At 36.1% G+C, this 17,663-nt stretch carries 16 protein-coding genes; 13 read left to right on the top strand and 3 right to left on the bottom strand.

Annotated elements, in window-relative coordinates:
- Positions 1-779: 779 nt before the first annotated feature.
- The 9 genes from acnA (at position 780) to ABH968_RS20515 (ending at position 10,623) form a co-directional block, all read left to right on the top strand.
- Complete coding sequence (gene acnA, locus ABH968_RS20555; RefSeq protein ID WP_370046999.1) at positions 780-3,485, top strand: aconitate hydratase AcnA; 2,706 nt, start codon at positions 780-782, stop codon at positions 3,483-3,485.
- 143 nt (positions 3,486-3,628) lie between these two features.
- Positions 3,629-3,775, top strand: a complete 147-nt coding sequence (locus ABH968_RS20550; protein WP_370046998.1) for a hypothetical protein — start codon at positions 3,629-3,631, stop codon at positions 3,773-3,775.
- A gap of 221 nt (positions 3,776-3,996) precedes the next feature.
- Complete coding sequence (locus tag ABH968_RS20545) at positions 3,997-4,542, top strand: helix-turn-helix domain-containing protein (protein ID WP_370046996.1); 546 nt, start codon at positions 3,997-3,999, stop codon at positions 4,540-4,542.
- Positions 4,543-4,699: 157 nt separating this feature from the next.
- Positions 4,700-5,698: an ABC transporter ATP-binding protein gene (locus ABH968_RS20540; RefSeq protein WP_370046994.1), complete on the top strand. Its 999-nt coding sequence runs from the start codon at positions 4,700-4,702 to the stop codon at positions 5,696-5,698.
- On the top strand, positions 5,688-6,689 hold the full coding sequence (locus ABH968_RS20535; RefSeq protein ID WP_370047065.1) for an ABC transporter ATP-binding protein: 1,002 nt from the start codon (positions 5,688-5,690) through the stop codon (positions 6,687-6,689). The genes ABH968_RS20540 and ABH968_RS20535 overlap by 11 nt, the downstream gene beginning before the upstream one ends.
- A 36-nt stretch (positions 6,690-6,725) precedes the next feature.
- Positions 6,726-8,321 carry an ABC transporter substrate-binding protein gene (locus ABH968_RS20530; RefSeq protein WP_370046992.1) on the top strand — a complete coding sequence of 532 codons (1,596 nt, stop codon included), beginning with the start codon at positions 6,726-6,728 and terminating at the stop codon, positions 8,319-8,321.
- Positions 8,322-8,424: 103 nt separating this feature from the next.
- On the top strand, positions 8,425-9,438 hold the full coding sequence (locus ABH968_RS20525) for an ABC transporter permease (RefSeq protein WP_370046991.1): 1,014 nt from the start codon (positions 8,425-8,427) through the stop codon (positions 9,436-9,438).
- Complete coding sequence (locus ABH968_RS20520) at positions 9,438-10,271, top strand: ABC transporter permease (protein ID WP_370046989.1); 834 nt, start codon at positions 9,438-9,440, stop codon at positions 10,269-10,271. The genes ABH968_RS20525 and ABH968_RS20520 overlap by 1 nt, the downstream gene beginning before the upstream one ends.
- Positions 10,272-10,284: 13 nt before the next feature.
- The gene (locus tag ABH968_RS20515; protein WP_370046988.1) at positions 10,285-10,623 is read left to right on the top strand and encodes a cupin domain-containing protein; all 339 of its coding nucleotides are present in this window, start codon (positions 10,285-10,287) and stop codon (positions 10,621-10,623) included.
- 1,276 nt (positions 10,624-11,899) lie between these two features.
- Here ABH968_RS20515 and ABH968_RS20510 read toward each other — a convergent pair.
- Both ABH968_RS20510 and ABH968_RS20505 read right to left on the bottom strand, forming a co-directional pair.
- Positions 11,900-12,196: a hypothetical protein gene (locus ABH968_RS20510; RefSeq protein ID WP_370046986.1), complete on the bottom strand. Its 297-nt coding sequence runs from the start codon at positions 12,194-12,196 to the stop codon at positions 11,900-11,902.
- Between the two features lie 343 nt (positions 12,197-12,539).
- Positions 12,540-13,682 (bottom strand): MFS transporter, encoded by a 1,143-nt coding sequence (locus ABH968_RS20505; protein ID WP_370046984.1) that lies wholly within the window; start codon positions 13,680-13,682, stop codon positions 12,540-12,542.
- A 182-nt stretch (positions 13,683-13,864) separates the two neighbouring features.
- On the opposite strand from ABH968_RS20505, the gene ABH968_RS20500 reads away from it, so the two are divergent.
- A complete protein-coding gene (locus ABH968_RS20500) occupies positions 13,865-14,716 on the top strand; it encodes a LysR family transcriptional regulator (RefSeq protein ID WP_370046982.1) in 852 nt (283 codons plus the stop codon).
- A gap of 42 nt (positions 14,717-14,758) precedes the next feature.
- Here ABH968_RS20500 and ABH968_RS20495 read toward each other — a convergent pair whose 3' ends face one another.
- Entirely contained in the window at positions 14,759-15,343 is a 585-nt protein-coding gene (locus ABH968_RS20495) for a DJ-1/PfpI family protein (protein ID WP_370046981.1), read from the bottom strand.
- A gap of 141 nt (positions 15,344-15,484) precedes the next feature.
- Between ABH968_RS20495 and ABH968_RS20490 the strand changes: the two genes are divergently transcribed.
- From ABH968_RS20490 to ABH968_RS20480, 3 genes are all read left to right on the top strand, one after another.
- Positions 15,485-15,922, top strand: a complete 438-nt coding sequence (locus tag ABH968_RS20490; protein WP_370046980.1) for an Lrp/AsnC family transcriptional regulator — start codon at positions 15,485-15,487, stop codon at positions 15,920-15,922.
- Between the two features lie 101 nt (positions 15,923-16,023).
- Positions 16,024-16,545 carry a sigma-70 family RNA polymerase sigma factor gene (locus tag ABH968_RS20485; protein WP_370046978.1) on the top strand — a complete coding sequence of 174 codons (522 nt, stop codon included), beginning with the start codon at positions 16,024-16,026 and terminating at the stop codon, positions 16,543-16,545.
- Positions 16,538-17,506 (top strand): hypothetical protein, encoded by a 969-nt coding sequence (locus ABH968_RS20480; RefSeq protein ID WP_370046976.1) that lies wholly within the window; start codon positions 16,538-16,540, stop codon positions 17,504-17,506. The genes ABH968_RS20485 and ABH968_RS20480 overlap by 8 nt, the downstream gene beginning before the upstream one ends.
- Positions 17,507-17,663: the final 157 nt, after the last annotated feature.

Here is a 17,663-nt window from a genome sequence, read left to right as displayed (position 1 = left end):
TCCATTTTGTAAGTAGTCCTATTTAACTTGAGTCCTTAAATGCTACAGCAAACTAATGAACAATATGAGGGGAAAACGTAAGAATAGACATAGAAACAGGAAATAGACATAATCGTCTATTCCTGTTCCGTAGCTTTTAATTTTGCTTTATGTTTAGCTTTTGGAATCGAGTGATACTGCTCGTATTGACACATTCTACATGAACAATGAACTTTACCTTTGCTCAATTTGCCTCGTACAGGTATGTACTTAGTTTTCTGGCGATGAAAAAACATGTTACGGCACTCCCTACAAACTTGGTAGGGGACAGCTTCTACATTACGAAATGTGAAGTTATTGTTACGAAATTATATTACATATAATTTTAATTATCCTTGTATAATGTAATTTGATTTATTTGCTTACGTTCCTACTATTAAATACTCCTGTCTGGATAGTTTATTTTATAGTTTTTGATTTACCTTTTTTTACTGTGGTACAATTAATAAAAAACTCCCCGTACTTCTGTTTGTACTTCAATTTGTACCACAGGTAAAAACATTTAAATACACCTCATTATAAAGGTATAAAAATTTCTTTTTAGCGAAACCTTCATATTATGCACATCAAAAAATTAAAACATTAGGATGCAAACTAAGGTCATAAGAATTACTTATTGAAAAAGATAATATTAATGTAATTTACTTATGAATATAAATGCGCTATCATGGGTATTGGAGAAAAGATGCTTTAAAAATTTATATAGGCCTTTTCAAAAAGATATTTAGGGGGATCCGCAAATGGCACAAGGTAATTTACACAACAGCCGCGCATCATTCGAAGTTAATGGTAAAACTTATAATTACTATAACTTAGCTGCGATTGAAAAAGCTGGCGTTGCAAAAGTTTCAAACCTTCCTTACTCAATCAAAGTATTATTAGAATCAGTTTTACGTCAATATGATGCATATGTTATCAAAGAAGAGCACGTAAACGAATTAGCAAAATGGGGTAACGGTGCAGATCCAGAAGCTGAAGTACCATTCAAACCTTCTCGCGTAGTATTACAAGACTTTACTGGTGTACCAGTAGTAGTTGACCTTGCTTCTCTACGTTCTGCTATGAAAGAAATGGGCGGCGACCCAAGCAAAATCAACCCTGCTATTCCAGTTGACCTTGTAATTGACCACTCAGTACAAGTTGACAAATACGGTAATGCATCTGCACTAGCAGCAAACATGGACCTTGAATTCGAACGTAACGCTGAGCGTTATAACTTCTTAAAATGGGCTCAAACTGCTTACAATAACTTCCGTGCTGTACCACCAGCAACTGGTATCGTTCACCAAGTAAACTTAGAGTATTTAGCTCCAGTTGTACACGTAAACGAAAATGCTGACGGTACATTCGAAACTTTCCCAGATTCAGTAGTAGGTACTGACTCACATACAACAATGATCAACGGTATCGGCGTTCTTGGATGGGGCGTTGGTGGTATCGAAGCTGAAGCAGGTATGCTTGGTCAACCTTCATACTTCCCAATCCCAGAAGTTATTGGTGTTAAATTAGTTGGCGATCTTCCAAACGGAACTACTGCTACTGACTTAGCATTAAAAGTAACACAAGTATTACGTCAACGTGGCGTAGTTGGTAAATTCGTTGAGTTCTTCGGACCTGGCGTAACTAAATTACCACTAGCTGACCGTGCGACAATCTCTAACATGGCTCCTGAATATGGTGCTACATGTGGTTTCTTCGCAATTGACGAAGAATCATTAAACTACATGCGTTTAACTGGTCGTGACGAAGAGCACATCGCGGTTGTAGAATCTTACTTAAAGTCTAACCACATGTTCTTCGATCCATCATTAGAGCCAGTTTACACTGACGTATTAGAAGTAAACTTAGCTGAAATTGAACCAAACCTTTCTGGTCCAAAACGTCCACAAGACTTAATTCCACTATCTCAAATGCGTACTCGTTACAAAGAAGTAGTAGTGGCACCACAAGGTACACAAGGTTTCGGTTTAACTGAAGATGAATTCGCAAAAACTTCTGTAGCTAAATTTGCTGAAGGTGATGTAGAAATCCCAACAGGTGCTGTAGCAATCGCTGCAATCACTTCTTGTACAAATACATCTAACCCATACGTATTAATTGCTGCGGGCTTAGTGGCGAAAAAAGCTGTAGAAAAAGGTCTAACTGTGCCTAAATGGGTAAAAACTTCTTTAGCACCAGGTTCTAAAGTAGTAACTGGTTACCTAGAAGATTCAGGTTTACAAACTTACCTTGACGAAATCGGTTTCAACACAGTAGGTTACGGTTGTACAACATGTATCGGTAACTCAGGTCCATTACTTCCTGAAATCGAAGACGCTATCAAAGATAACGACTTATTCGTAACATCAGTTCTTTCTGGTAACCGTAACTTCGAAGGTCGCGTACACCCACTTGTAAAAGCTAACTACTTAGCTTCACCACCACTTGTAGTTGCTTATGCACTTGCTGGTACTGTGGATGTCGACCTACAAAAAGATTCATTCGGTAAAGATAAAGATGGCAACGAAGTATTCTTCGCTGATATCTGGCCTTCAACTGAAGAAGTTAACGCTGTATTAGGTACTGTAGTTAACCGTGAATTATTCCAAAAAGAATACGAAACTGTATTCACAGCGAACGAAAAATGGAATGCAATTGAAACATCAACTGAGTCTCTATACACATTTGATGACAAATCAACTTACATCCAAAACCCACCATTCTTCCAAGGTCTTGCAAAAGAACCAGAAGCTATTAAAGGCTTAGATGGTTTACGCATTATGGCGAAGTTCGGTGACTCAATTACAACTGACCATATTTCACCAGCTGGTGCAATCGGTAAAGAAACACCTGCAGGTAAATATTTAATCGAAAACGGTGTTGCAATCCGTGACTTCAACTCATACGGTTCTCGTCGTGGTAACCACGAAGTTATGATGCGTGGTACATTTGCAAACATCCGTATCCGTAACCAAGTTGCTCCTGGTACAGAAGGTGGTTTCACTACTTACTGGCCAACAGGTGAAGTAGAGTACATCTATGACGCATGTATGAAATACCAAGAGCAAGGTACTGGCTTAGTAGTACTTGCTGGTAACGACTACGGTATGGGTTCTTCTCGTGACTGGGCTGCGAAAGGTACATTCCTACTTGGCGTGAAAACTGTTATCGCACAATCTTACGAGCGTATCCACCGTTCTAACTTAGTAATGATGGGTGTTCTTCCACTTCAATTCATGCCAGGTGAATCTGCTGAAACTTTAGGCTTAACTGGTAAAGAAGAAATCTCTGTTAACATTACTGACAACGTAAAACCACGTGAAATCTTAACAGTTACTGCTAAATCTGAAGACGGTTCAGTTAAAACTTTCCAAGCTTTAGCTCGTTTCGACTCAGAAGTAGAAGTAGACTACTACCGTCACGGTGGTATCCTACAAATGGTTCTTCGCGCGAAAGCTGCTCAGTAATCATTTAAATAAAAAACCGATCTCTTAGGAGATCGGTTTTTTTTCGTGCGCCCAGCGCGTATAGTTCTTGTGGGCATAGACAAGCTATTCACGGAAAGAAACGAAATAGTGATGTTGAATTAAAAATTCTAGCACGTTCGAATATGATACAAGTATTAAAGCGAGTGGAAGCGAATAAAGGAAGCCGTGGAGTAGATATGATACCCGTACAAAGCTTACGTCAGCATATCATCAAAAACTGGGAATCCATTAAAGCGCAAATTGGTAGGATACTAGTATTAGGCAATTAGATGATAATCTAAAACGCATCCTAGGATGCGTTTTAAATTTGACATTAACCAATTAAATAAAAGAGTGACACCATATTGCAAAGGTATATTAAAGTTACATTATATTACGAATATAAAGAATATTTTAAAAATTAATTTACATTTATAACAATTATGATAAAATTAAAATAAATTACAGTTATACAGTAATTATTCCTCTATTAAAAGAAAGGAATTAAGTTATGGAAGAAATTTTTCAAAAAATAAAACAATTAAGATTTGAACATGGTATGACTTTAAAGGAATTAAGTGAAAAAACAGATTTATCTGTTAGTTTCTTATCCCAAATTGAGAGAGGAACATCATCACTAGCTATCACATCATTAAAAAAGATTGCTGACGCGTTTGGAGTGAAGATGATTCATTTCTTCGAAGAGACGGAAAATCTAAATTACGCAGTGAAAAAGCAAAATCAAAAACCTTTTAAAATAGAAAGTTCTGATTCTACTTATGTTAGGTTAAGTAATAATTTTACAGATAGAAAAATAGAGCCATTACTCGTAACAATAAAGCCTCACCAAAAGGAAAATGAACCATATAAACATCCAGGTGAAGAGTTTTATTACGTTCTAAAAGGGGCTGTATTATTCACTGTTGACCAGACGGAATATTATTTACGTGAAGGAGAATCAATACATTTCCCTTCAAGTCTTCCTCATATATTGGAAAATCCTTTAAATCAGGAAACTATATTACTTTCCGTAATCACGCCAGTTATTTTTAACTAAACAAATAAATTTCATAAAAGGAAGATTGCGAGCATGTTCCTCAAGCTAAATTACGTGCTTAGCATGTTAAATTTTCTGAATTATAAATCTATTTATTTCTGTAGTATATCTATTCTTGCAATTATTTTTAACAATACTTTTGAAAGAGGTGAAACTGATGACATTACTGAGAGTGGAGGATTTGACGATTAAATTCAAGTCACGCCAAGGTGTTGTCAAAGCAGTAGATAATTTAAACTTTGAACTAGCCCAAGGAAGTTCATTAGGAATCGTTGGTGAAAGTGGTAGCGGTAAAAGTGTTACCTCCCTTACTATAATGGGACTTTTACAAAATGCTAATACTGAAATCACTGGAAATATTGATTTTGATGGTTTAGATTTGTTAAAACTTTCACCTTATGAAATGCGGAAAATTAGAGGGAATTCTATATCAATGATATTTCAAGAGCCGATGACCTCCCTTAATCCTTTACATACTTGTGGTAAGCAAATTATGGAACCAATCTTGATTCACCAAAAAGATGTAAGTAAACAAGAGGCAAAAAATCATGCAATTGAATTACTAAGAATGGTAGGAATCCCTTCTCCTGAGCAGCGATTTCATGAATATCCACATCAAATGTCTGGTGGTATGCGACAAAGAATTATGATTGCCATCGCTTTAGCTTGTAATACCAAACTATTAATTGCCGATGAGCCTACTACTGCATTAGATGTTACTATTCAAGCGCAAATTTTAGATTTAATGAACAGTCTGAAGAAAAAGAGAAATATGAGTATTATTATGATCACCCATGATTTGGGTGTCGTAAAAGAAATGTGTGAGAAAGTAGTAGTCATGTACACTGGCCAAATCGTTGAAAAAAGTCCAACTGAGTTAGTATTTGCTGATCCTCTTCATCCGTATACAAGAGGATTGCTTAATGCCATACCTAAAATCTCTAGTAAAGTGGAAAGACTTGAAGCGATAGAAGGCACTGTCCCTGACGCTTTGAATATGCCAAGTGGTTGCAGTTTTCATCCTCGTTGTAAATATGCAACAGAGAAATGCAAATTGGAAGCTCCACCATTATTTCAACTAGAAGATGGTCGTGAAGTAAAATGTTTTATTTATGATGGATCTGAAAAGGGTGATGGTGCAAATGATGCAAAATAATTCCAATAGCATAGCTGCGGTATCAAACCACAATGGCTCAGAAAATATTTTAGAGGTTTCACACTTAAAAAAGACCTTTCATATTAAAAGCCCAGATGGAAAAAAAGGCTTACTTAGAGCAGTGGATGATGTTTCTTTTACGATAAGAAAGGGTGAAACATTTAGTCTTGTCGGTGAAAGTGGATGTGGTAAAAGTACACTAGGTAGGACCTTACTTGGTCTATATACACCTGATCAGGGATCTGAAATTTTATTTAATGGCGAGGATATTACAAATTTCTCAAAATCAAAACGGAAAAATTTCGCCAAAAAGGCACAACTGATTTTTCAAGATCCATCTGCTTGCTTAAATCCACGTAGAACCATTAAGCAAATTTTATTAGAACCATTCAAAATTCATAAAATACAAAATGGCGAAGCAAAAATTAAAGAACTAATGGATATGGTTGGTCTAGCTAGTCGTTTCCTCGATAGATTTCCTCATGAAATGTCAGGAGGTCAGAAACAAAGGGTTGGAATTGCTAGAGCATTGGCACTAGATCCAGAACTTATAGTGTGTGACGAACCTGTCTCAGCTTTAGATGTGTCAATTCAAGCACAGGTAATTAACTTACTAGAGGACTTACAGAAACAATTGAACCTTACTTATCTATTTATCTCGCATGATCTCAGCGTTGTACACCATATTAGTGACCGAGTCGCAGTTATGTATTTAGGTAAAATTGTTGAATTAACTACTCGTGATGAACTATATGAAAAAACGCAACATCCTTACACAAAGTCGCTCCTCTCCTCTGTTCCAGATATTAGCGATGAACATCGAGAGAAGATTATTCTTACAGGGGATGTTCCAAGTCCATCTAATCCGCCTGCCGGATGTCGGTTCCATACAAGATGCCCTGTAGCAATGGATATTTGTAAAACACAGGAGCCTGACTTTATTCAAACAGGTAGTAAGCACTTTGCAGCATGTCATTTGCATACAAAGTAATACTATATAATTTTTTAATAAAAGGAGAACTTAGATATGAAAAAAATTTCTTTACTGTCTATCCTATTGGTATTAGTTCTATCACTTTTCGCCTGTAGCAAAGATGAAGAAAAAACCAATGAATCTGGAGGCACATCTAAGACGGATACAATCGTTATTGGGGTTGCTTCTGACTGGAAAACATTAGATCCAGCCCGTGCTTATGAAGTGTTTGGGAATTTCTATTTCTATGCAACATATGAGAATTTATACACGTTGGAAGGGTCAGAACTTACACCAAAGCCAGGCCTTGCAAAAGAATATACAGTAGACGAATCTGGACTTGTTTATACATTTAAGCTAGAGGAGGGTCGTAAATTTTCGAGTGGTAATGCTGTAACTGCAGAGGATGTTGTATTTAGTTTTAATCGTACAATAAATTTAAAAGACAATGCTTCTGCTCTTGCAGAAGGAGTTGTCAACGTGGAAGCGCCAGATGACAAGACTGTTGTCGTCAATCTTAAGGAAAAGGATGCATCATTTCTTTCAAAACTTACAAGTAATACCTTTGCAGTTGTAGATAGCAAAGTTGTGAAGGGACAAGGTGGTTCAGATGCAAAAGATGCAAGTACAACTGATGCAGCAACTACTTACCTTGATGGGACATCAGCAGGCAGTGGTCCATATGTATTGAAGAAGTGGACTCCAAATACAGAGATGGTTCTTGAAAAGAATCCGTATTATACGGGTACTGTGAATGCGAGTAAGATTATCATCAAAGAAATTCCGGATCCAAATACTCAAATTCAAGCACTTGAAAAAGGTGAAATTGACGTAGCATTAAGCGTTGGACCTGACCAAGTGAAAAACATCAAAGAGGGTGGGAATTCGAAGGTTGTATCTTCACCAACTTCAACAATTTCTTTCTTACTAATGAATAATAGTCCTGAAATAGGAAAAGAAATGGCGAATCCACTTGTTCAGCAAGCTGTTCGTTACGCACTTGACTATAAAGGCTTCCAGCTATTAGCGGGCGATGGCGCATTATTACCAATGTCATTTGTTCAAGATGGTTTTGTTGGTGCAAAATCTAGACCAGATAATTATCAAAACTTAGAAAAGGCAAAGGATTTGATGAAACAGGCAGGGTATGAAAAGGGCTTTACCGTACCTCTAACAGCTGCTAATTACGATTCACAAGGACTTTCATGGGTAACAATTGCTGAAAAAGTAAAAGAAGATCTTGCAAAAATTAATATTAATGTGGAAATTCAAACTGGAGATGTTGGGGTTGTTATCGAAGACTATCGGAATGGGAAAACGCCATTTCTAGTTATGCACTGGTCACCTGACTACTATGATTTAAACAACCAATTAGCATTTATTCCAGGTGATATTGTAGGAAAACGTGCGAACTGGGAACCTTCAGCTAATGCAGAGTTAGTAAGTTTAGCTGAACAAGCGAAAGTGGAAATTAATGATACAAAACGTGCGGAAATTTCCGAGAAAATGCAGGAAATAATGGCTGAGAATAGTCCATATGCATTCTTAGTACAGCACCCTAAATCATTTGCTGTAGGTGCTAACCTTGAAGGTGTTACGTATAACGACCTTTATAAATTACGATTAAATGAATTAAAGCTTTCAAAATAATTGTCTATGATTAAGCGGCTACTTGTATGTAGGTAACTATATACAGTAGCTATTTATTGAGATTTACTAGGAAGTTGTATTTTAGTTGGGAGTGTGATCCGATTTGCTTAGATTTATTGCTAGGCGTCTATTGTTTCTGCTTTTCTTATTATTTGGTGTGGCACTTTTCGTTTTTATTCTTTCGCATTTAGTGCCAAGTGATCCGGTTGCTGCCAATTTGAGCCAAAGTGCATTGAATAATCCTGAAATTGTTGCTGCTTTTAAAGAGAAGTGGGGACTAGATCAGTCGCTTTTTAGTCAATTACTTCTGTACTTCCAACACTTATTGACTGGTGATTTGGGTACATCAATACGAACAGGTAGACCTGTGTTTGATGATTTAATGCAGTTCTTCCCAGCAACATTGGAATTATCGATAGTAGCGATGGTGATTGCCTTAGTATTAGGTATTCTATTTGGAACAATCTCTGCCATTTTCAGAAATAAGGCTATTGATCATATCATCCGTACTGTTTCTATTAGTGGGGTATCCATACCAAGCTTTTGGTTTGCTTTAATCATGCTCAATATTTTTTCTTCAGTTTTAGGCATTACGCCTGGACCTGGCCGAATTGATGCACGAGCAACAACTCCTGAAGGGGGAACAGGATTACTTTTACTAGATTCACTTATTAGTGGGGATTTTCAATTATTCGGTGATGTGGCTATGCACTTGATTCTGCCAGGAACGGTGTTAGGATTCTTTACTATGGGATTAATTGCTCGTCAAACAAGATCTAATTTGCTTGAAGTGTTGTCAATGGATTACATACGTACAGCTCGTTCTAAAGGTCTTAAGGAATCTGCGATTATCGTTAAACATGCGATTTCAAATGCAATGATACCGGTCATTACAGTAGCTGGAATAGGATTTTGTAATTTACTGGGTGGAATGGTGCTAGTTGAGAATATTTTTGCTTGGCCAGGAATTGGACAATATGCCTACCTATCTGCTGTTTCACTCGATTTCCCAGCTATATGCGGCGTCTCATTATTAATTGCTTTTATTTATGTTGTTATTAATCTACTAATTGATATCCTTTATGGGATTATTGATCCGAGGGTGAGGTATAAATAATGAGAAAATTTAGCTCTTTTATCACTCAAAAAGGATTTCTTTTTAAACTGGGACTATTCATTTGTGCATTTTGGATTATTGTTGTCATTTTTGCACCATTAATCGCTACACATAGTACAACTGTACAAGATTTATCCATTCGATACCAGCCACCGAGCTTTTCACATTTCTTTGGAACTGATGAGTTGGGGCGTGATGTATTCTCACGTGTTATGTATGGTTCAAGAATTTCTTTATCAGCAGGTATTATTACCGTGATAATTGCCTTTTCTTTTGGTATTTTCTATGGGGGAATAGCAGGATATAAAGGCGGGAAAGTAGACGAAATAATGATGCGTTTCTCAGAGCTTATTATGGCATTTCCACCACTTATTTTAGCGATGGTAATTGCAGCAGCACTTGGTCCAAGTATCATAAACTCAGTAATTGCAATGGCCATTATATGGTGGCCAAATTATGCAAGATTAATGCGTTCAATGGTTATCTCCTTAAAAGAAAGTGAGTATGTTACTGCTTCTCGTGTGATGGGTGCTTCACATATTCGAATTCTATTTTTAGAGATTTTACCGAATAGCTTTGGTCCATTATTGGTTATGGCAACACTTGATCTAGGGAATGCAATTTTGATGTTTTCTGGATTAAGCTTCCTTGGACTAGGAACACAGCCGCCTACACCTGAGTGGGGTTCAATGGTATCAGATGGGGCAAAAGTTATTCAAAATTGGTGGGTATCCACATTCCCAGGGTTAGCTATTTTCTCAATATCTATAGGTGCTAACTTCGTAGGAGATGGTCTACGAGATTTCCTGGATCCAAAACTCCAAAAAGAATAGGTGGTAAAATAGAATGGAAAAAATTAATATTAATCAAGTCGAGCCCATTGGCATGCCAATTTATGAAATGAAGAAACTTTTTACAAAACAGGGAAATTTTCAAGAAGTGAGCATGAGTGTTATTTCTCTAACACCTGGCGAACGAATTCCTACTGTAGGCATGAGCTGTCATGATGAAGATGAGTATTCTTATATTTTCAGTGGAGAAATAGAAACATACAGTAATGGTGAATACAGTGTGGAAAAGGCTGGAGATGCAACACTAATCCCTGCAGGCGAAGAGCACTGGTGCGTTAATAATAGCAGTGAACCATGTATGCTCGTTTGCTTTATGGTGAAAAAAGCTGAATAATAATTTGTGCTTTCTTATTCAAAATTGGTCCAATAAGATATGCAACAAATTTCTCGAATTTTAATACATGTGATTTAAAAATTTTTTTAAAAAGAGCGCTATTGATACAAAATTTTAGCAAGTGATATTTTAAATCGTTTAAGAAAAAATTGTAAATATGTGTTTCATAATAAACTCAACTAATTAGATTAGTTGAGTTTTATGTGTGCGCACGATATACGTATGAACTATAGGGTGCAAGTCGGGAGTTAATCACACTCTCCCACTCGATTATAAGAGCAGTCGAAATAGAAAGACTCAAAATGATAAGAAAAATCGTCAAAGACGGATAAATCTCGCCGTAATGACGGATAGGAGTCGTGGAGCGGTGGAAAGAAAAGCGAAACCGACGGATAAAAGTCTCAAAGTGATGGATAGCCCCACCAGAATAGTCAAAGTAACGGATAGCCCAACCAAAATGACGGATAGATTCCGTCAGAGTGAAGAGATAGAATTGTCAAAGTGCAAATGATTATTCCAGCGTGGCAATACTCGAATCATAGGTTGAGATTATGCTATAATGTGAAAAAAAAAGGCTGTTTTCAAAAAAATTGTTGCTGTTAAACTAAAAGGCAGATTTAATCTACAAAACGTGTAGATTGAATCTACCTTTTAGTTTGATTCAATTATCTCGTTCTCTTTTTCCATTGTAATATCGGATAACTCCCAAAAACAAAATTATACTCATAGGTATAGACCCGTATGAGTATGGCCGTTCAAATAGAGCAACAAACAAATTAATTACAACTATAATCGCAACGCACAACCAAATACTTATCGTTTTTTTTCTGTTAGACTGCACTAGACTCATCCCCCTCTAAAATAAAAGTATCCTCCGCATTTTTATTGAAAAATTTAGAAATTTCATAACTGAGTATGAGGTTTTTATAAAAAAGTTTGATCAATTAAATGAGCATTATCCAATTTAAGCACCCAGTTTATTGCATAACGGGTAAAACAACATTTCCTTCATAAGAACTACTATCTTTTATTGTTGAAAGATGCTTAATTGAGCACGATTCCTGTGCCACCCGAACAGACGAGGGTCTGTCAAAAAGAGCAATTAACTATATTATACATTTTGGATGGTAATGTCTTTAAAGTTGAGAATTATATCGTAGTTTAAAATAATATGCTTCTTAAAGTAAACTGCTCCGTTAATTGAAGAGCAACAATCTTTACGAAATCAGCCAGAAAAAAGACCTCAAAATATAGAAATCATTATTTTTTAAAATCTTTACTCTTCTACAATTCCCAACTGTTTGTAATAGTTCTCTACAATAGGATGAATATCTGGGTTTGAATCATAGTAGGTATTATCAATTTCACTTAGTGTAAATTTAAATTTTCTTTTACTATCAAAATGGATGATCACTTTATCTATATTTTCAATTTTTGCATCCTTATAAAAGGCTTCTAATGATTGCGTTTTACCATTTGTACAAGCAGAAACCAAAAACAGACTTACCAATAAAAATAGAAACAAAAATAGGAGTTCCCATTTAATGCAGGCGGTAGCTTTCTCAAATGCCATTGCCTCGATAATGGTAGTAATGTACCATATAACTCTTAGTGATGGATAGCTCGGCTGAAGTGGTGGATAGAACCTCTGAAATCGTGGATAGAACCGTCAAAATGGTGGATAGAACCTCTGAAATCGTGGATAGAACCGTCAAAATGATGGATAGAACTTCCGAAATGGTGGATAGAATCGTCAGAATGATAGATAGAACTTCCGAAATGGTGGATAGAATCGTCAAAGTTGCGGATAGGACCTCCAAAATGATGGATAGCCCCGTCAAAGTTACAATTCTAACCACCGAATCGATAAATAATGTCATCGAAGCGACAGTTAGAATCGTAATTGTTAAATAGGTTTATACGCTAAATTTGTTCTTCATACTATAAAACTGTAAACAAATTGCGAATAACATAGAGAATATCGCAAAATAAATCAAGGTTATTGTTCCAATCTGCAAGGACAGTACAATCCCACCTAAGCTTGCACCTATTGCGCTGCCTAAATAATTAACAGAACTGTTTAATGCCACTGCCGAACTCCCGTTATTCGGCTGATATGATAGTAAAATATGTTGTTGAGGTGCTTGACATGCCCAACCCATTGCTCCCCAGACAAAGAACGGTAAGTACTTTAATATCGGTAAGTTAAGCATTAATGGTATACAGATAATGGATAAAGTTAAAGTGATTAAAATGATTGAAACTAAAGTTTTTGGTTTCCCGAAATAGTCGATCAAGTAACCGATCATTAAACTTCCAAACAAGCCACCGAGTCCCCATGCCCAAAGATACATCGTTAAATTGCTGGAGCTTGCCATTTCTTCTAATAGGGGAGATAGATATGTGTACAATCCTAGGCTAGCAACACTGGCGAAAAATGTTATCCATACAGTTATAGTTACTCTTTTATCTAAGAACATTTTTAATCGTTCGTTTAGTGCAGGGGGAGGTGTTGCTGGGAAATTGGGAAGAAATATATACATACATAATACAGAAATAACACCGATTATAACTAATAGCCAAAGCGTTAATTTCCAATCAAATGAGTTGGATATATATATACCTAAAGGAACCCCAAGTACTGTTCCCATACTCATTCCTCCAATAGTCAATCCTAGAGCTCGCCCTCTCCTCTCACTAGAAACAAACTTTGAAGAGGCCGCAACAGCTAATGGAGAAAATAAACCAGCCCCTGTACCTGCAATCGCTCTCGATAAAAGAAGAATAGAAAAGGTCGGCGCTAAAGCTGTAATGCTATTCGCTATTGTGAAGATAAGCATTGATCCTATTAAGATTTTTTTTATTGGTTTTCCAGCAAGTAAAGAAGAAAATAACGGCGCTGAGATAGCGTAAAATAATGTAAAAATGCTCACTGCCTGGCCAACTTGTGATGTGCTTTTTTGATATGTATCGCTAATTCCTGGGAGAAGCCCTGCAATCACATAGGCATCAAAGCCTAGGGCAAACATACCGAATGATAATAATAAAACGTTTTTCATATAATGAACCTCCATAAAAATAAAGATGCTTAGTATTTTGTCGATTTGATAGATGACCTATAACGTTATGTTATAATCGAAGCATCTTCTATATTAAATAGATTACTAAAAAACCTTGAATATGGAACAATCACTATTTTATAAGGGTATAACAAATCGTTATAAGGTATGGAGTGAAAATAATGAATGTAGAATGGTTACACAGTTTTATTGCTGCTGCCAATCAAAAAAGTTTTTCTAAAGCTGCTCAAATCACGAATCTTTCCCAACCTGCACTAAGTAAACATATAAAAAATTTAGAGAATAGTCTTGGCATCGTGCTATTTCATAGGACCTCCATTGGTATCGAATTAACTGAAGCTGGTGAACGTTTTTACACTCGCATTACACCAGTTTTGACTGAATTAACAGCTATTCGTGAAGAATTGCAGCAATTTAGTCAGAGTAATCCTATTGCAATCGGTGGTCTGCCTAGCTTAGCTACTTACTATTTGCCAAACAAAATGAATGAACTTAAGCAATTAGATCGACCAATAACGTTAATGATTCAAAATACTTCAAATGAACTGTTGCAATCTTTACAAAAAGGTAGACTTGATGCAGTCTTTGTGGATGCAAAATATGCGGTGGAATCTTTGTGGAGTTGCGAGTTGTTTACGGAGCCTTACTATGCTGTGTTTCCGTTGAATCATCGTTTTAATTCAAGAACAGCAGTGGATCTTGAAGAATTATGTGAGGAGCCACTTATTGTTCATCAAGCTCCCTGTGATTCAAGGAAGGAGATAGTAGAACAAATACATGCGCTTGGCTATAAGCCTAATATTATAAGCGAAGTGAACTTTGGGGATTTTATCTTTGGAGCTGTAACTTCTGGTATGGGAATAACGATTGTACCAGAGTTAATGGCTAAAAATATCGGTCATCTTCAGCTTTTTGCCTTACCAATTAATAATTTTGGAAGAACTAGAACAATTTCATTGGTTACAAAAAGCAAAGAATTTGGATCGAAGTTACATCATTTATTATCAAACTAATGGAATGAAGCTGCCTTAACGCATTGAGGCAGCTTCCTTAAATTACTTAAACCCCATTAAATCCTTTACCTTTTTTGTATTTTCCTCAGATGTCAGCATTTCTAGTAAGCTAAATGCAACGTCGAACGCAGTGCCAGGATTTGAGGATGTAATAATATGTTCAGTTCGAACAATTCGTTCGTTGACGATGTTTGCACCATAGGATTGTAGCTGTGATAATCGTTTACTTGTTGGATGATTATAAGTAGTAGCTTTTCGATTATGTAGAACTCCGCTATGACCTAAAATTAGGGAAGCTACACAAACCGTAGCGATCGGTTTTTTGTGTTCATCGAAATGACAAACAACTGCCTGGAATTCCTCGCTAAATGCATCATCATAAAATCCAGCTTCCTCAAAGCCTCCAGGGATCGCAAGTGCATCAAAATCCTCTAAAGAAATTTCATGAAGTAATTTTTCGGGAGCTACGTTAAAATTCCATGTACATTGCAATTGCTGATGCAATCCAACGGTCACGACCTCTGTTGTACCGTCGCCCTCCCATTTATTCCAACCAAGTACATCTGTAAAAACACTCGCCTCTACAGCCTCAAAACCATTTGCTAATAGTAATAATATTTTTTTCACGTAATTAATGCCTCCTTTATATGTTTAATTGTAGTGAATAAGGTTATACAATGACAGAATCTGTATAATGTATTTTAGATAATTTGCTTTATAATAAAAGGAATTTTATTAAATCTAATTTATTAAAAAAGGTGGATACATATGGATCAAATAGATACTGAAATTTTACAACAATTGCAGCGAAACGCAAAAATGTCGATGAAGGAATTAGCGGCGATGGTTCATTTATCATCTCCAGCAGTAATTGAGCGTGTTAAAAAATTAGAAGAGCAAGGGATTATTGAAGCTTATAGTGCAAAGGTAAATTTAAAAAAGTTGAATCGCGACATTCAAGCCATTATTTTATTTAAATCAATTGATTGTAAAAGTCTATCGGATTTTTGTAACGCACATCCCGATGTCCTTGAATGCTATCGTGTAGCGGGTGAAATAAGTTATATTGTAAAAATTGCAACCAATTCAGTGCAAACATTAGAGCAGTTTATCGATGAGGCTATGCCTTATGGAACCCCATCAACAAATATTGTACTTTCTTCAAATAAAAAAGCGGTCATTGCGCCTTTTTCTGATAAAAATTAGAATAAGTGAATTCGGAGTTTATCCAGATTTTTAATTAAAAAAATACAAATAAGCAAACCTCATTGTCGTGAGCACCGTTTATAGGGCAGAGAGGGGGAGAGATGTTGCTTGAAATTAAAGAACTCGAAGAAATAATGCAGCAGCATACAGAAAGGCTCATCCGACTTGCCTTTTATTACGTCAAGGATTTACAAAGTGCCGAAGATATCGTGCAAGATGTATTTATTAAATTTTACGATATTCAGCAAAACTATGAAGAAAGAGGAGAGTTACGGGCATATTTATCGAGGCTCGTCATTAACAAAAGTAAAGATTATTTACGCAGCTGGACATACCGTAAAATACAAGTTCAACAGAAGATTTTTGCCAAGCAGGCTGTCACGAAAAGGGACATGCTAGTACAGCAAGATGAACAAACCTTAGTAGAAAACGCCATCTTAGCACTACCATTAAAACAGCGTGAGGTCCTTATTTATTTTTATTTTGAGGAAATGCCTGTTATTAAAATTGCTGAGCTTTTAAGTATTCCGGAGAATACGGTGAAAACAAGGCTACGTCGTGGACGAGAGCTATTAAAGCCAAAGCTACAGCATATTGAATGGGAGGTCCTGCTACATGAGTAAAGTCGATGTAAAGGTAATAAAGGATTTAACCGAAAGCAAAAAGCGTGTGATGACAAATGTTGTACAACATTTAGAACAGCGTGAGATGAAAAAAAAATCTTGGCGTTGGCAATATAGTGTAATGTCTATTATTTTAACAGTTTGTATTGGAATATTTCTGTATACCCAATTCAGCGGAAGTCGGGAGCAATCAGCAAGTATACCAACTGTTTTAAATGAAAAGCTTCTAAACATCTATTTGGAAACGGATCCCCGAGTAAAGGATCAGAAATGGTCCAATGATGCAAAGAAAAAGAAGTTTGAATCCTATTTACAGAATGAATCTTTATATGCTTACGCTCGATCAAAGGGGATAGCACCTTCGCAAAAACAAATTAATGAACAGCTTGAATCATTGATAAAAGTAGGTATAAATCAAAACGAAGCGCAATTTGCTAAAGAATTACAAATGCTGAATCTTACAAAAGAAGAGTATATCGAACAATATTTTAAACCGATATCTTATAAAATAGCTATAAACTATTCACTAATGGAGCAGGAAAAGAAACAATACAAAGATGTTAATATGCCGATACTATATTTTCTAGTCTTGAAAGATGCTATGAACTATTTAGAGAAGCACTATAGTCAAGAGATAGTAGCCTTACGTGAAAAATTTGAAATTCCAGTTGGGGAAAAAGAAATCCATTCTAAAAATGGGTTAATTGTAGCAATCAAGGAACATGAATTTTTAGTTGTTTCCTATGCAGATAAATCGGATATTGGTAAATTATCAATTAATGACATCGTACAAAAACACGGTAATGGTACGTGGTTCCCATTAATCGATGCTCCTACAACATTGTCGCTTGGAGCTGAAGTAGAAGTGAAATATAGTACAGATTTAGTAGGAGACCAAGATAATCCTAAAATAAGATTTGCAGATATAGATAGCATGGAAATACTGGAAGAACATCAATGAATCAAGGCTAGACATTCGAAAATTTCAAGAATGACTAGCTTTTTATTTAGCTGTTTTTTATATTTGGATTAGGGTACAATTGTTGTAAGTATTTGTATATTTAGGGGTGTAGTAAAAAATGATTATACAAATTCACAAAAAGGTAGAGGAGAAAGAT

This window comes from Lysinibacillus sp. RC79 (assembly GCF_041262405.1).
Lineage (GTDB): Bacteria > Bacillota > Bacilli > Bacillales_A > Planococcaceae > Lysinibacillus.
This window is presented reverse-complemented; position numbering and strand designations above follow the sequence as displayed.

What these genes read in the sequence shown, in the direction of transcription:
- acnA (WP_370046999.1), top strand. Translation starts at nt 780, where the DNA reads ATGGCACAAGGTAATTTACACAACAGCCGCGCATCATTCGAAGTTAAT.
- ABH968_RS20550 (WP_370046998.1), top strand. Translation starts at nt 3,629, where the DNA reads ATGATACAAGTATTAAAGCGAGTGGAAGCGAATAAAGGAAGCCGTGGA.
- ABH968_RS20545 (WP_370046996.1), top strand. Translation starts at nt 3,997, where the DNA reads ATGGAAGAAATTTTTCAAAAAATAAAACAATTAAGATTTGAACATGGT.
- ABH968_RS20540 (WP_370046994.1), top strand. Translation starts at nt 4,700, where the DNA reads ATGACATTACTGAGAGTGGAGGATTTGACGATTAAATTCAAGTCACGC.
- ABH968_RS20535 (WP_370047065.1), top strand. Translation starts at nt 5,688, where the DNA reads ATGCAAAATAATTCCAATAGCATAGCTGCGGTATCAAACCACAATGGC.
- ABH968_RS20530 (WP_370046992.1), top strand. Translation starts at nt 6,726, where the DNA reads ATGAAAAAAATTTCTTTACTGTCTATCCTATTGGTATTAGTTCTATCA.
- ABH968_RS20520 (WP_370046989.1), top strand. Translation starts at nt 9,438, where the DNA reads ATGAGAAAATTTAGCTCTTTTATCACTCAAAAAGGATTTCTTTTTAAA.
- ABH968_RS20515 (WP_370046988.1), top strand. Translation starts at nt 10,285, where the DNA reads ATGGAAAAAATTAATATTAATCAAGTCGAGCCCATTGGCATGCCAATT.
- ABH968_RS20510 (WP_370046986.1), bottom strand. Translation starts at nt 12,196, where the DNA reads ATGGCATTTGAGAAAGCTACCGCCTGCATTAAATGGGAACTCCTATTT.
- ABH968_RS20505 (WP_370046984.1), bottom strand. Translation starts at nt 13,682, where the DNA reads ATGAAAAACGTTTTATTATTATCATTCGGTATGTTTGCCCTAGGCTTT.
- ABH968_RS20500 (WP_370046982.1), top strand. Translation starts at nt 13,865, where the DNA reads ATGAATGTAGAATGGTTACACAGTTTTATTGCTGCTGCCAATCAAAAA.
- ABH968_RS20490 (WP_370046980.1), top strand. Translation starts at nt 15,485, where the DNA reads ATGGATCAAATAGATACTGAAATTTTACAACAATTGCAGCGAAACGCA.
- ABH968_RS20485 (WP_370046978.1), top strand. Translation starts at nt 16,024, where the DNA reads ATGTTGCTTGAAATTAAAGAACTCGAAGAAATAATGCAGCAGCATACA.
- ABH968_RS20480 (WP_370046976.1), top strand. Translation starts at nt 16,538, where the DNA reads ATGAGTAAAGTCGATGTAAAGGTAATAAAGGATTTAACCGAAAGCAAA.